The organism is Vibrio sp. K4, from assembly GCF_051122595.1.
Lineage (GTDB): Bacteria > Pseudomonadota > Gammaproteobacteria > Enterobacterales > Vibrionaceae > Vibrio > Vibrio owensii.
The window spans coordinates 2,020,137-2,034,882 of sequence record NZ_CP178577.1 but is presented as its reverse complement, the minus strand read 5'-3'; the positions used below and the strand labels follow the sequence as shown (position 1 = coordinate 2,034,882).

Genomic DNA, 14,746 nt, shown 5'->3' with positions numbered 1-14,746 from the left:
AGAGTTAAATATCTAATTTCTGAACTAACTTCATAAATCCTATGCAACTCAATTCACCTTGTTTGTTGTAAGGAATATAACAGCGCCCTCAAACATATAACTAATTAATGAGTGTTGTTATGTCTCATACCCGTCTATTCCCACGTCATCGCTTGGCGCTAGCTTGTATGCTTGCCAGTGTTTCCAGTTTCTCATTCGCTCAAGAACAGTGTGATATTCCTGATCTTCAACAGGCGTCTGATCTTGCTTTGGCTGTTTCTGAAGCGACTCATCATTGCTATAGTGCTTGGTTCTCTGCACCTGCAGATTCACTGAACGATATCTACAGTGAAGCGAGCTTAAGCCGTATTCAAATCGCGTTAAACCAAGCCATTGCAAGTTACCGCGGTGAGGCAGAACAAGCGCGCAAACTCGAAAACCTTGGTGAGTTTGTCCGCGCGGCTTATTACGTTCGTTACAACGCGCAACAGCCGGACTTTTCTCAGGCATTAGGCCAACGTTTTGCTCAGTCGATTAATGCGTTTTTAGCGAATCCACACGCGCTAGATCAAGGACGCGAGCAAGTAGGGGCGATGAAAAGCCTGACGTTGATGGTCGACAATGTGAAGCAACTTCCTCTAACGATGGAAGCACAACTTGCGGCACTGCGTCACTTCAATCGCGAAACGGCGCAAGACACACAGTGGGTCGATGGGTTGAATAACCTTTTCCGTGCGATGGCTGGCTATGCTTCGCGAGATGATTTTTACCAATACATGGCGAGCCATACGCAGCACATCGATACGTTAGCGGCGTTTGCTCGTGATAATGCTTGGGCATTGGATACGGATGCGAGCTTCTTGGTTTACAACGCCGTTCGCGAAACCGGACGTTTACTAGCCAGCCCAAACCAAGCAACCAAAGAGAAAGCGCTGCGTGTGATGCAACAAGTGATGGAGCAAAACCCGCTTGGTAGTGAACACGATAAGCTTTGGTTAGCCGCAGTAGAGATGATGAGCTACTTCGCGCCAGAGGGTTTGAATGGTCTGGATTTAGATCAAGCGAAGCGTGATTTGGCGGCTCGCGTGCTACCGAATCGTCATGAGTGTGATGGTCCGGCCATCATCCGTTCTCAAGATTTAACCCAAGCCCAATCTATTGAAGCTTGTGAGGTTTTAGCCGCAAAAGAGGCTGACTTCCACCAAGTGGCGAACACAGGGCATCAACCTGTGGCGGACGACAACAATGAGCGAGTAGAAGTCGCAGTGTTTGCGAACAACGGCAGCTACGTGGATTACTCGTCTTTCTTGTTTGGTAACACGACGGATAACGGTGGTCAGTACCTTGAGGGTAACCCAGCACAAGCAGGCAACGTGGCGCGCTTTGTCGCTTACCGTTATGACAATGGTGAGGCGCTTTCTATTCTCAACCTAGAGCATGAATACACTCATTACCTAGATGCGCGATTCAACCAATATGGCTCATTCAGCGATAACTTGGCACATGGTTACATTGTTTGGTGGCTAGAGGGCTTTGCTGAGTATATGCATTACAAGCAAGGTTACGACGCGGCGATTGGGCTGATTACTGACGGCAAGATGAGCCTATCAGACGTGTTGGCAACCACTTACTCTCACGATACCAATCGCGTTTATCGTTGGGGCTACTTAGCAGTTCGCTTTATGTTGGAAGAACATCCACAAGAGGTAGATAGCTTACTGGCGCTTTCTCGTTCTGGTCAGTTTGCTGAGTGGGCAAATCAGGTTCAATTATTGGGTGAACAATACAATGGCGAGTTTGACCGTTGGTTAGATTCTGTCTCTAGTGAACCACAACAACCTGATCCAAACCCAGACCCAAATCCGGGTGAGCCAACAGAACCTTCCGAGCAAGTAACGCAGCTTGTCGCAAACCAAAGTGTGGTGCTCAGTGGCGCAGCATACAGCGAGCAACTGTTCTATGTGGATGTGCCAGAGAACACAAATCACTTTGACGTGGCGATTCATGGCAATAGCCAAGGCGATGCCGATTTGTACATGAGCTTTGAGAAAGAAGCCCATTACTACGACTTTGAGTTCAGTCAATATGGCGATGGCAGCAACGAGATGGTGACGTTAGAGCCGGAGCAATCGGGTTACATAAAACCGGGTCGTTACTACATCAGCATTGCGGGCCGTTCTGACTTTAATGACGTGACGTTACAGGCGTCATTAGTGACAGAAACCCCAACACCGCCAGCACAAGAGCAAGATGACTTAACCCCAGTGGTATTGGAATCTGGCCAAGCGCAAACCTTAACGGTGCACCAACAGCGTTACGCAGCGGTTTATGTACCGCAAGGCGTACAAGAGGTGCGAGTGTGGCTAACCGACAAAAACGGTAACGCAGACAATGGCAACGTTGATCTGTATGCGAGCAAAGCTTATTGGCCAACAGCAGGGCAGCACGAATACGCATCAAACTACTGGGGCAGTAATGAATACCTGCAAATCCCAGTGACAGAAGAAGGCTATGTCCACTTCTCTTTGAATGCTGATCAGCAAGGGGATGAGGTCGAGATGTTGGTCTACTTCTACTAACTCGCCATACCGAAATCAAACCCTCAATAAAACCAAAGCCGGACATCAGAGTCCGGCTTTTTGCTATTTGTGCGCAGGGCCTAATCTGCTTAAATTGGCTCGTTCACTTTGCTCTTTGTCGCGACTTTGCCTTCGGTAGAATACGCAAGCTCACCTGCAATGTAAGTGGCTTCGACGTTTCGTTCGTCACCCAACATCATTAGGGCAAACAATTTGTCTTCTAAGCTCTTGGAATGCTGGTAACGCAGCTTCTGCAAATCCGTTGCTGCCCAGTTAAGGACAACAAAATCGGCCTCTTTCCCTGCTTCGAAATTGCCTATCTTGTCATCGAGACTCAGCGATTTCGCACCGCCCAATGTTGCTAAGTACAAGCCTTTAAACGCAGAGAGTTTCTTTCCTTGTAACTGCATGATTTTATAAGCCTCATTTAAAGATTCTAACTGAGAAAAACTGGTGCCTGCGCCAACATCTGTCCCCAAACCGACGCGTATATCTTTTTGCTCTGCTTTTTCTAAATCAAACAGACCGCTACCGAGAAATAGGTTGGACGTCGGACAAAAGGAAATCACGGAATCGGTACGCTGAAACGCACTCCACTCTTTATCCGTAAGGTGAACCGCGTGGGCAAAGATGGAGCGCTTGCCAGCCAAGCCATAGTGCTCGTAAACATCGAAGTAACCTTCACGATCGGGGAAGAGTGATTTCACCCATTCGATTTCGTTTTTGTTTTCTGACAAGTGCGTATGCACATACACATCGGGATACTCGGCTTTGAGCTTTCCGGCAGCCGCTAACTGTTCTGGCGTTGAGGTTGGCGCAAAGCGGGGCGTAATGGCGTATTGCAATCGCCCTTGGTTGTGCCATTTGTTGATCAGGTTTTTGCTTTCTTGATAACTCGTTTCTGGTGTGTCGAGCAGGTAGTCTGGCGCGTTGCGATCCATCATGACTTTCCCTGCGATGATGCGCATGTTCTTGTCCAGCGCTTCCTCAAATAACGCTTCTACAGATTGGGGGTGTACCGTGCCAAACACTAACGCGCTGGTGGTGCCGTTCTTCAGCAGTTCATTGATAAAGAACTGGGAGATGGCTTTGGCGTGAGCTTTGTCTTCAAACTGCTTTTCTGTGGGAAAGGTGTAGGTTTCTAGCCACTCCAGCAGTTGTTCACCATAGGCGGCGATCATTTGTGTTTGTGGGTAGTGGATGTGCGTGTCGATAAAGCCCGGCACGATGAGTTTTCCCCTGTGATCGACAATCTCTTGGTATTGTGTCGTATCGCTTTCACTGAACGCTTTGATGGCTTTGATGTGTCCATCTTCAATCACTAACAAACCGTCTTCGAAGTACTGGTAGGCATCAGGCAGGTGTTCAACCTTGGCAGGATCATTGATGAAATGTAATAGGCTAGAGCGGATGGCGGTGACGTCCGCCGCCGCATGAGAAGAGAAGAAAGCCGTACCGAGTAAAGATAGAAGGATCGCGTTTTTGTTCATAAGTCACTCCATTGAATCGTTTGAAAATCCATGGTTTTTGACTTATTCGAGTAAGCCCTTGTCAATAGAGTGTAACAACCGAAAACCATTAAAAGCGAAGTGACTATTGCGAGATGTATGCCAATCAACGACAAAGCGGTTAATGGTAGGCAGTACAAGGCTTGAGGGCGAACTAACGAGACAATAAGTAGGTGTTCGCTAACCATGATGGTGAGGAAAAACAGGCAGTTGAACCGATGTGGTGCATTTCATGTTTTGCTAATAAATGACCTTTGGCTGCAATAAAGCTGTCATGTTTGGGTTATAAGTTGTGCGACTTAAATGGCTATGCCAGATGAGAAGCCCAAGCCAGATGAAACAAGTAAACCATGTGGCTAACAACGTAACCAGTAGATTGGAGAACCATGGCAAGAGTAGTAAACGCAGCCGATGAAGTGATCATTAAGTTGCTCCAAAACCAAGGCTTTATTAAAAGCGAAGCTGAAGCCCGCTTGAAAGAAGAAGTGTACCGTTTACACCCACACGAAATCGAAAAAGTGAAAAACTACGATCAACACTTTGGCATCAATGCAAAAGAGAAATTGATTGATGAGATTTTAGAGCTTAGACGTGAAGCATTGATCAAGAAAATATACCGCCCAGAGACTGCTGTTTTTAAGTAACTTGTCCTCAAACTATCCAAGACATTTGATCGACCCTCAATGTGTAAAAGTAAGTAAATAAGAGAGTCAAAGTTAGTGAGTGGTTTGACACTTATGGAAATGCGTTTTAGTTTTCGATTCAATCAATCTTTGTCATGAATGGGTATAGATAGCAGGATATGGATTCAATCACACAAGCTGCATTAGGCGCGACCGTCGCCGGTGCGATTGCTGGTAAGCGCTGTAACGCGAAGGTATTACTGATGGGTGCTGCGCTCGGCACTTTGCCGGATCTGGATGTGATTCTGGATTATGGTGACGCAGTACAAAACACAATCAAGCATCGCGGCTTTACGCATTCACTCTTGGTGTTACCTCCTTTTGCTTTGCTGATTTCTTGGCTTTATTGCCGCTGGCGACCAGATACGTTTTGGACGCTTTCTCGTGTGTTCTTTTTAACCGTGAGCGTGTTCGTTACCCATACTTTGTTGGATGCAATGACAACGTATGGCACGCAGTTGATTTGGCCATTTGAGGGCTATTTTGAGCTGCGGAACGTGTTCATTATCGATCCGCTTTACACTCTGCCTTTGTTGCTTGCGATTGGTGTGGCTCTGTTTTCCAAAACTCGCGGCGGACGCTGGTGTCAGAGTGTGGTGCTTATCTCCACGCTTTATCTCGGTTGGGGTTACGCATCGCAGCAAATGATCGCGTCTCGCGTGGAGCAAAACTTAGCAGCGCAGAACTTACCGAATCAACAAGTTCTGATCACGCCAACACCGTTTAATACCTTCCTGTGGCGAGTGGTGGTGATGGATGATGGTCAATATTACGAAGGCTTGGCATCGGTACTCGATAGCGATGAGCGTATTGATTTTGTCTCACACCCGCTAGGCAGTTGGCCTTTGGCAGATAAGCCAGAGACGTTGAAAGGGCTTAAGGCTTTCTCTCATGACTATCTGAACTATCGAGTGGAAGATGATGCACTGATTGTGTCTGACTTGCGTTTAGGAATGTCGAACAACCTTTCCTTTGAATTTATCTTTGCGGAGAAGGGCAAAGATGGCGATTGGCAGTTGTTGGAATCAACACAACGCTACCCAAGTGAGCGTAGCTTGGATTTGCTAGGCCAACTTTGGGAAAGGTTGAAAGGCGACCAGAGCATTGATGCGAATTTGGAACGTGTGGAGTTAAGCGCGCGTTCCTAGTTTAGGTGTATAGCGATCCCAACTCGCTCTTGAAGATGATGAGACGGGAGCGTGTTGTCGGGAACCTCTTCATCAAAATGAATACTAACACCAAACTGAATAAAGAAAGCCGGACGTGATGTCCGGCTTTTTGGTATTTGCTTTAATCAACTATTGGTCGAACTCACTACGGGAATTGATACCCGTCGTGCGAGTTGGTTAGGTAGTAGAACGTCGCTTGAACATAGTCAGTTGGGTCACCTGAGTTGTTTTGGTTGTACACGCCTGCTTTAAAGTACATGTATTGGCCGCCAACATCGTAGCCGCTGGTGGTCATATCTACCGTTTCGGTGACGTCTTCGTGGTCATCACGTTTAATGGTGACGATAAGTTGGTTGCCTTGCACTTCGATTCGGTAGAAGAATAACTCGTTCAGTGCGATGCCATCTTCAGGCTCTGAAGCGTTGGATGCTGAGCTACCAATAAGATTAATGAACTGCTCTGGATCTGATGACGCGTCTTCGTTAGGTTCATGCGCAAAGTAAAGCGAACCTTTGGTGTGGCCGGGCAATAAACGGTAGTAGAGGCGGATTGGTTCATCGTTGTTTGCGTGGATCTGGCCAACGATCACGCGACCCACTTGGCTAGAATCACCCGTTGTCGTTACCGCGTTCACGGCCAACGTTGCTTCAAGTATGCCGTCCACACCGCCAGAATTGTTTTGATCATCGCTTGGTGCGCTCGCGAATACCCAGTTGTTTTTGGTGATGCCCGTGGTTGAGATACTGGTGTCGCCACGACGGAGCATTTCACGCATTTCTGAACGTGTGTATTTGGTATTTGCAGATGTGGTTGCGCCTTCGACGGGAGAGATGAACACCAAACCGCCGTCATCACCCGTGTAGAAGAACTCGCTGTTCTCAAAGCCGCTAGAGAGTTCGCCTTCTTTCACTTCTTGAGCATCGCCAGACGCATTGCCGTTATCATCAACTGGCAGGTCGAGTTTCCAATCCAATAAGTCGAAGTTGCCTGATGGCGGCAGGGCAGGGTCGAGATCGAAGACAGGCAATGAAGTGGTCGGTGGGTCGATGATTTCAGAAGATGTGAGTCTGAAGAGATCGACACGGCCCTCAGCGCCACTGTATTCACCAAAGACAGTGATTTCCGTTGAATCTCCTGAGTTGAAGGTAATGGTGGTTTGCGCCCAATCTGAGTTTGAGGCGGTTTTACTAAAGGTGTCGCTGCCAACATTCACGCCGATGTTCGCATCTGCCAGCACGTACGCGCTCAGTGTGTATTCGGTATTGCTTGTGACAGGAACTGACTGCTCTAGACGTGCACCATTGCCAGAGAATTTTGCTGACTTTGTGCCGTCATAGGCAACACCGGAGACAGCTGTTGGATCCACCTCTATCCATCCAGAAAAATCTTGTTCAAAACTTGGGTTAACGAGATTGACTTCGGCACTATGTGCGGCAAAAGAGCTCAGTAAAACGGCACTGCCGACAATATTGACTAACTTGCTTTTCATGTTGTTCTCCACGGTTTTCAACGATGGCTTATCTTCTAATCCTGTAGAAGTAAGTTGTGCTTCATGTATTTTAATAACACAAATGGGCGTTAGTTCTTTCTCTGGAGAACAAAGATGAAGATGAAAAGCGAACTTCTGTATTTTGGTTGCGGCTAACTAGCGATCTTACGCAACTATTTGCAATGTAATTCTTTAGCATGCTGCGTTGATCTGGAAGCGCGATGGCATTTTGTAGCCGTCAAAGCAAAGAAAAGTCTTTCAGGAATAGAGGGTTACAAGCTATACAATATGAATAATTGTGAGCGAAGATCGGTTTTATAAAGGCGAAAAAAAAGCCGGACATGACGTCCGGCTTTGAATTAGTTCCCGATTTTTACATTAATTTTTAGTGACTAGCTAAAGATTAAATTTGTGCGAATGCGCCTTCCCAAGTGTAAGTCACACCGTCGAACTCAACGCGATGTGCCGCGTTCTGTTTGTCTTCGTCTAGGTTGCAGATAGCGAAGTGGTAAGCGTTGCCTGTGGTTGTTTGCAGGCGAATCACGGTACCCACTTCGTTGTTGCCAACGACGGTTACTGATTCTACTAGGCCACGAGCGCCAACCGATGCTTCGATAGACTCGTTGAAGTAACCGTGTGTCTCTAGCACAGAAGCAAACACATGGTTCTGACCAGATTGACGTAAGATCAGTGCTGGTTCGCTCTTCAAGTTGAAGTCTGGATCATTTGCGCCAGTGCGAGTGAAGAACACTTTGCCGCCGTTTGTTGCGCTTGTGATTAGTGAGTAGTAGCTGTTGTCGTGCAACCAACTTACTAGTGAGCTGCCTTGAACTTGGCCTGAACCTACATTCCATAGGTGTTGGTAGCCATTGTCTTCGCCCATTGGGCGCAGCGTGCTTTCGACATCGTATTCAAAATCCGTACGGATGATTTGACCAGAGTAGTGCACTGGCAGGTCGTATTGGTGCTCTTGATCTGCTTCGATGCGGTAAACATCAATCACAAGTGGTTTTTCGAATTCTGGCAATTCAGCAAGAATGATGCTGCGCTGCATGTCTACACCGTTGTAGTAACCAGAAATACGACCGCTCATGCCTTGCAGTTTTTCGTCATCAGCTTTGAAGAAGTGCTTAGAACCGAACTTGGTTTCTGCTAGCGCTGTGTCGAAGTTGTTTTGCGTCTTTTGATCAACCGTTACTGTGTTGTGCGCGACTGTCTGCTTACAGTAAGACTTGTTCTCTGGGATGTAACGACCGCCAAATTTAGGCTCAACGTTTACCCAGCGACCAAAGCCGTAATCGTGCAGCACTTCATGACCGCGGTTAAACACGCTCAGGTGAAGACCATCGTAGTGACCGTGGTCCAGCGCTGAGTGGTACTGGTGATCGCTGCCGTGTTGACCAAACCAGATAAGCGCCATGGTGTCGTCGTCTTGCTCGTCACGGTGGCGAAGAATGCTTACGCCGCCTTTTTCGCCTTCTGGGCCGTCTGTTACGAATAGGCTACCCCAGTTGAATGGCTTGATGTTGTCTGCAGCTGCAACCGCGTCAGACAATGTTTTACCTGAGATATGAACCCAAACGTCTTGCTGGTGGTCTGCCATGCCAAGTAACGTTTCAGACTGCTCGTAACGGTGGAAACATACTGACGTTGCCATGATTACGCCTTCATCGTTGATCGAAATCGTCTTCGATGAATCGTTCAGTGCTGGCAAAGTACCATCTGGGAATGCCGTCTTAAATACTGCGTAAGACGTGGTCTTGATGACTGAATCGTTGAACTCGTAAATACCAAGCTCAGGCTGACGACGTTCAATCGCTTCTGCAAATAGGTAGATTGGACGCAGCGAGAAACGGTGGTAGTAAGGACCTTCCATGTAGTAGCCGTCTGGCGAGAACAGTTGGTCCAACTGAGCTAGGAAGCCGCCGCTCACTTTGTCCAGTTTCAAGCCGTAAAGCGCTTTGTCTACTGCATCTTGATCGTTAATTGCGTAACCACAGATACCTACTGCTGCTACTGCCCACAGACCGTGGTTGTGTACGATGTCGAAGTCGTGACCGTAAGTGACTACGAATAGCTCAATCATTTGTTTGAACAGGTCGTTTTCAATCAGTGTTTTTTGCTCTTCTTCCAATGTGTGGTAAATGCAGCTGTACGCACAAGACGCGTATAGCATCCACATGTTCTCGTTCAGAGTTTGGTGGAAGATCTTACCCGGAGGGTTAGAGTCACGGCTGGTGTTGCTTTCTAGCGTCGGGTAAACCTTCGCGTAAGCCGTTAGCATGTCCACGATGTAATCGCGGTATTTCTGTTCGCCAGTGATAAGGAATAGGCGACCCGCTAGATCAATGTGGATGTAGTTTTGCTTGTGGCGGTTGTGCTCGTAACCGCCGCCTTCGCCGTGACCTGGAACTTCAATACCCACCTCGGCCATGTAAGCGTCAGTTTGTTTGATGTCACGTGCTAATGCTTTTCCTAACAGGCTATCCGTGCCAAGTGCTTTGCTTAGTTCTGCCGCTTCTTCAAAGTTCATTAATAGCGGTTGGTAAGACTGGGTTTGGTAGCTCATTATTATTTCTCCTGCCCGAATGCGTTCACTTCTAGAGAGTAGAAGCCATTCCAGCTGTAGGTTTTACCGTTCAATTCTACTTGGTGTGGGGTTTGGTCGTCAGCGCCTAGCACATTGCTGATCATCACAGTAACCAGTGATTTTTCAGTCGTGATTTCTACGATGCTGCCAACGGCGTTGTAACCCACGACGCGGATATCTCTCACCTGACCACGTGCATTCACCGACTGCTCAAACTCTTCGTTGAAGTAGCCGTGTGTTTCTAGAACAGAAGCAAATAGCATCGATTCGCCCTTGCTGCGTAGAATGAATGCCGGTTCGCTACGTAGGTTAAAGCTCGGGTCATTGGCGCCAGTGCGAGTGAAGATAACTTCATTATCGCCGTTCTGTTTCGCGCTGCTGCTTGTGCCTAACCAAGTGTAGTAGGTGTTGTTTTGTAGCCAGCTAACCAGCGCCGTATCTTGCACTTTGCCGCTCGCTACTTTCCAAAGGTGTTGGTAACCGAAGTCATCGCTAAGCGTGTTCAGTTCACCAAAGCTTTGGTAATCAAAGTTAGTACGTACGATTTGACCATCGTATTGATGAGAGTAGTCGTACTGATGCTCGCCTTCACCTTCGATGCGGTAAAGGTCTAGCAATAGCGGTGCTTCAAGCTCATCGAGGTTAAGCATGAACACACTGCGCTGCATGTCTGTGTTCGGGTAATGGTCGTTCGCAAACGCGCTCATACCGTTTATTTCAGTGCCTTCTACTTTAAAGAAGTGAGGTAAACCATGCACTGAATCAGCGCGGTCTACATCGAAACCGTTCTGACATTGCTCATCAATCGTTACCGCGTTGTGCGCGATAGTTTGACGTGCGTACGATTTGTTTTCGTCTAGGTAACGACCGCCGAATTTAGGCTCAACGTTTACCCAGCGGCAGAAGCCGTATTCACGCAGTACTTCTTGACCACGGTTGAAGAAGGTAATGCCAAGCGTATCGAAGTTACCATGTCCCATGCCGTGTTGACCGTAGTTCATTACAAGCTGTGACACATCACCGGTTTTATCCTGCATACGGATAAAGCCTTGTGCACCGTTGTTACCAGTTGGACCTTCGTTGAGCTCCACACTTGGCCAGAAAGGCATGCCGATTTCACGGTCTGCGATGGCTTTATCGTAGGCTTGAGAAAGCTCAAGACCACAAGGGTGCATCCAAACGGCGTTTTGAATCTTCGCCATGCCTAGGATGTTGTCATCCATACCGTAGTGTTTGCTGTAAACGCTCACTGCAACTTGAACACCCATGTCGGTAATGCTCATGGTACGAGATGCGTCGTTTAGGGCAGGGAACTCACCATTCGGGTAAGCCGTTGCCAGCATCGCTTGTACTGTGTTGCCAATCACTTTGTCTTTGTAGTTGTAGATGTCTACTTCAGGCATGTGACGGTGTACTACTTCTGCAAATACACAAGTTGGACGAATCGCATAACGATGGTAGTACGGACCTTCCATGTAGTAACCAGAAGGAGCGAACAGCTGCGAGATTTGCGCTAGGAAGCCACCGGTATCATCACGGTCTTGACCGTATACCGACATCCCTAGATATTCAGGTTTGCCAATGGCTAGGCCACAAATACCAACAGCAGCAACTGCCCAGATACCGTGGTTGTGAATACGGTCGAAGTCGTGCGCGTATTTCACGGTGAACATGTCTAGCATTGGTTCGAAAATGCGCTCAACAACGGCTGTGCGCTCTTCTTCTGTCATCACTGATGCCACGCAAGAGTAAGCAAGGCTAGTAAACATTAACCAACAGTGTTCATTAAGGATCTGGTGGAAAAGACGACCTGTAGGGTTAGTGTTTTTCTGTACGTGGAAATCAAAAGTGAGGTACTTCTCTGCGTAAATAGCGAGAAGATCTTTAACGAACTGCGCGTACTTTTCTTCTTGAGTAATCAAGAACAAACGACCCGCTAAGTTCATGTAGGTATAGTTTTGTTTGTGGCGGTTGTGCTCGTAGCCACCCGCTTCGCCGTGACCTGGTACGTCTAGAGGCAGACGCATGAAGGCTTCAAGTTCCTTGCGATTCGCTTCAATAGATTTGCCCATTAAGCTCGGCTTTCCGACTTCCTTTCTTAGTAGTTCGACTTCTGCTTCAGTCAACAAAATCGGTTGTGTAGTCATTTCTTTACCACCCTCAGATGAAGTGTGTTGTTTTCTTAAACTTTCTATAAAGTAATACAATATTAGGTTTGGGTGTAGTTTTTGTGGCAAAAAGGGAGAGTGAAATCACGCGAATTTAGCTAACTCATTGATTTATATTGTTGTGGTAATCCTTGTTGTGGTTGATGTTTCGACGTTATCAATCGTTAAGTGGAATGCTTTAGCGAGCACCATTTGATGAATATCACATATTTTTAGATATATTGTATGACAATTAAAATAGATCGGATATGCTCGTTACCAATTCGACAGCAGACCCTTTCGCTTTGCGTTTCACTTTTATCAATACGACGCTTTTTAAGAGAACCTTTTAATAAAAGCATGGTTAAGAATGAAGTGCCGTAGGGTTCGCTTTAATAGAGACTTTTTAGGAGTATGACGATGAATTCTTTCTTTGTATTAGATGAGAACCCGTGGGAAGAGCTAGGCGGCGGTATCAAACGTAAAATTGTTGCTTACACAGATGACCTAATGGCGGTTCACCTATGTTTCGACAAAGGCGCGATTGGCGCTCCGCATACTCACGAAATTCACGATCAAATCGGTTACGTAGTACGTGGCAGCTTTGAAGCAGAAATCGAAGGCGAGAAGAAAGTACTAAAAGAAGGCGACGCATACTTTGCTCGTAAGCACATGATGCACGGTGCGGTTGCACTAGAGCAAGACAGCATTCTTCTAGACATCTTCAACCCAGCTCGTGAAGACTTCTTAAAATAATCTATAGCGCAACCTCAGTTGCTAAGGTGACAACATGAAATCATTAAACATCGCGGTCATTGGCGAATGTATGGTTGAGCTACAGAAAAAGGAAGGTCAGCTAAAGCAGTCATTCGGTGGTGATACGTTGAATACCGCACTGTATTTATCTCGTTTGACCAAAGCTCACGATATTAAAACCAGCTATGTAACGGCTCTGGGTAACGATCCTTTTAGCCAAGAAATGCTATCAGCATGGCAAGAAGAGGGCATCGATACTAGTCTGGTTCTTTCCGTTAAAGAAAAGCAACCAGGTATCTACTACATCGAAACCGATGAAACTGGCGAACGTTACTTCCACTACTGGCGTAACGAAGCGGCCGCTAAGTTCCTATTCGAGCAAAACGAGTCTCCGCTATTAGTCGACAAACTTTACTCGTACGATGCGGTTTACTTGAGCGGTATTACATTAGCGATCCTTACTGAAGAAGGTAAGACGCAACTGTTTGGCTTCCTTGAGCGCTTCAAGGCACAAGGTGGTAAGGTTATTTTCGATAACAACTACCGTCCTAAATTGTGGGAAAGCCGCGAGAATGCCATGTCTTGGTACCTTAAGATCCTTAAGCACACGGATATCGCACTGCTCACATTTGAAGATGAGCAAATGCTTTACGGTGACGAGCATCTAGAACAGTGCATTGAGAGAACCTCTGCACTGGGTGTGGATGAAATCATCATCAAACGTGGTAGTAAAGATTGCTTGGTTGTGGCGAATGGCGAAGCACAATACGTGGCGCCAAACAAAGTCGACAACGTGATTGATACAACAGCGGCTGGCGATTCTTTCAGTGCAGGCTTCTTGGCGAAGCGTTTGACTGGTGGCAATGCTGCGGAATCGGCTTACTCTGGCCACTGTATGGCTGGCGCGGTAATTCAACATAAAGGTGCCATCATTCCACGTGAAGTGATGCCAGATCTTCCTTTGTAATTCTTTTGCGGAGCGTTGAGTAATCAGCGCTCCGCAGTGATTTATTGAACTCAAGTTAACGACGACGAGTACACTCTTATGACGACATTAAACGAACAATTAGCAAACCTAAAAGTAATTCCTGTTATTGCCATCAACAAAGCAGAAGATGCGATCCCTCTAGGTCGCACTTTGGTTGAAAACGGTATGCCTTGCGCTGAAATCACGTTCCGCACAGAGTGTGCTGCAGAAGCGATTCGTGCTATGCGCGCTGAGTTCCCAGAAATGCTGATCGGTGCAGGTACTATCCTAACCAACGAGCAAGTTGACCAAGCGATCGAAGCTGGTGTGGACTTTATCGTAAGCCCAGGTTTTAACCCTCGCACGGTTCAATACTGCCTAGACAAAGGCGTGGCTATCGTACCTGGCGTAAACAACCCAAGCCTAGTTGAGCAAGCGATGGAAATGGGTCTGCGTACACTTAAGTTCTTCCCTGCTGAGCCATCTGGCGGTGTTGGTATGCTTAAAGCACTAACGGCGGTTTACCCAGTGAAATTCATGCCAACAGGTGGTGTGAGCCTAGGTAATGTAGACGAGTACCTGTCTATCCCTTCAGTACTGGCATGTGGCGGCACTTGGATGGTTCCAACAAAACTTATCGATGAAGGTAAGTGGGATGAACTAGGTACACTGGTTCGCGACGCAGTAGCTCACGTAGCATAAGTGTCGTAACACCCCGATAAAACTAGCGAAAAGAATGAAAAGCGAGCCTCAGGGTTCGCTTTTTTTTGTGTTTGAAAGTTTGAAAGAGGCGAGATTGGAGAGGTAGAAATGGAAAGCGCTGGATTTTCCTCACGTCATCCTCGAGAGCGACGAAGGAGCGAGTCGGGAATCTTACTT

Annotated in this window: 10 protein-coding genes; 6 read left to right on the top strand and 4 right to left on the bottom strand. The window is 47.1% G+C overall.

The annotated features are described in order from the left end of the window. Nucleotides 1–119 precede the first annotated feature (119 nt). Nucleotides 120–2,558, top strand: a complete 2,439-nt coding sequence (locus ACLIIY_RS09135) for a M9 family metallopeptidase (protein ID WP_434527467.1) — start codon at nucleotides 120–122, stop codon at nucleotides 2,556–2,558. An 89-nt stretch (nucleotides 2,559–2,647) separates the two neighbouring features. Here ACLIIY_RS09135 and guaD read toward each other — a convergent pair whose 3' ends face one another. Then, nucleotides 2,648–4,048: a guanine deaminase gene (gene guaD / locus ACLIIY_RS09130; RefSeq protein WP_434527466.1), complete on the bottom strand. Its 1,401-nt coding sequence runs from the start codon at nucleotides 4,046–4,048 to the stop codon at nucleotides 2,648–2,650. A 404-nt stretch (nucleotides 4,049–4,452) separates the two neighbouring features. Between guaD and ACLIIY_RS09125 the strand changes: the two genes are divergently transcribed. Continuing rightward, nucleotides 4,453–4,710 carry a hypothetical protein gene (locus tag ACLIIY_RS09125; RefSeq protein ID WP_434527465.1) on the top strand — a complete coding sequence of 86 codons (258 nt, stop codon included), beginning with the start codon at nucleotides 4,453–4,455 and terminating at the stop codon, nucleotides 4,708–4,710. A gap of 158 nt (nucleotides 4,711–4,868) precedes the next feature. Beyond that, a complete protein-coding gene (locus ACLIIY_RS09120; RefSeq protein WP_009705729.1) occupies nucleotides 4,869–5,897 on the top strand; it encodes a metal-dependent hydrolase in 1,029 nt (342 codons plus the stop codon). 166 nt (nucleotides 5,898–6,063) lie between these two features. Here ACLIIY_RS09120 and ACLIIY_RS09115 read toward each other — a convergent pair whose 3' ends face one another. The 3 genes from ACLIIY_RS09115 to ACLIIY_RS09105 all read right to left on the bottom strand — a co-directional run bounded on the left by ACLIIY_RS09115 (nucleotide 6,064) and on the right by ACLIIY_RS09105 (nucleotide 12,144). Beyond that, nucleotides 6,064–7,407, bottom strand: a complete 1,344-nt coding sequence (locus ACLIIY_RS09115; protein ID WP_434527464.1) for a polysaccharide lyase family 7 protein — start codon at nucleotides 7,405–7,407, stop codon at nucleotides 6,064–6,066. Between the two features lie 403 nt (nucleotides 7,408–7,810). After that, a complete protein-coding gene (locus ACLIIY_RS09110) occupies nucleotides 7,811–9,976 on the bottom strand; it encodes a heparinase II/III domain-containing protein (protein ID WP_434527463.1) in 2,166 nt (721 codons plus the stop codon). Nucleotides 9,977–9,978: 2 nt separating this feature from the next. Beyond that, nucleotides 9,979–12,144: a heparinase II/III domain-containing protein gene (locus ACLIIY_RS09105; RefSeq protein ID WP_434527462.1), complete on the bottom strand. Its 2,166-nt coding sequence runs from the start codon at nucleotides 12,142–12,144 to the stop codon at nucleotides 9,979–9,981. 420 nt (nucleotides 12,145–12,564) lie between these two features. Here ACLIIY_RS09105 and ACLIIY_RS09100 point away from each other — a divergent pair, with 420 nt between their 5' ends. The 3 genes from ACLIIY_RS09100 (at nucleotide 12,565) to ACLIIY_RS09090 (ending at nucleotide 14,569) form a co-directional block, all read left to right on the top strand. Beyond that, nucleotides 12,565–12,900: a cupin domain-containing protein gene (locus ACLIIY_RS09100; protein ID WP_005450851.1), complete on the top strand. Its 336-nt coding sequence runs from the start codon at nucleotides 12,565–12,567 to the stop codon at nucleotides 12,898–12,900. Nucleotides 12,901–12,934: 34 nt separating this feature from the next. Continuing rightward, nucleotides 12,935–13,867, top strand: a complete 933-nt coding sequence (locus tag ACLIIY_RS09095) for a sugar kinase (protein ID WP_005437155.1) — start codon at nucleotides 12,935–12,937, stop codon at nucleotides 13,865–13,867. A 78-nt stretch (nucleotides 13,868–13,945) separates the two neighbouring features. Further along, nucleotides 13,946–14,569 carry a bifunctional 4-hydroxy-2-oxoglutarate aldolase/2-dehydro-3-deoxy-phosphogluconate aldolase gene (locus ACLIIY_RS09090; protein WP_005388506.1) on the top strand — a complete coding sequence of 208 codons (624 nt, stop codon included), beginning with the start codon at nucleotides 13,946–13,948 and terminating at the stop codon, nucleotides 14,567–14,569. Nucleotides 14,570–14,746: the final 177 nt, after the last annotated feature.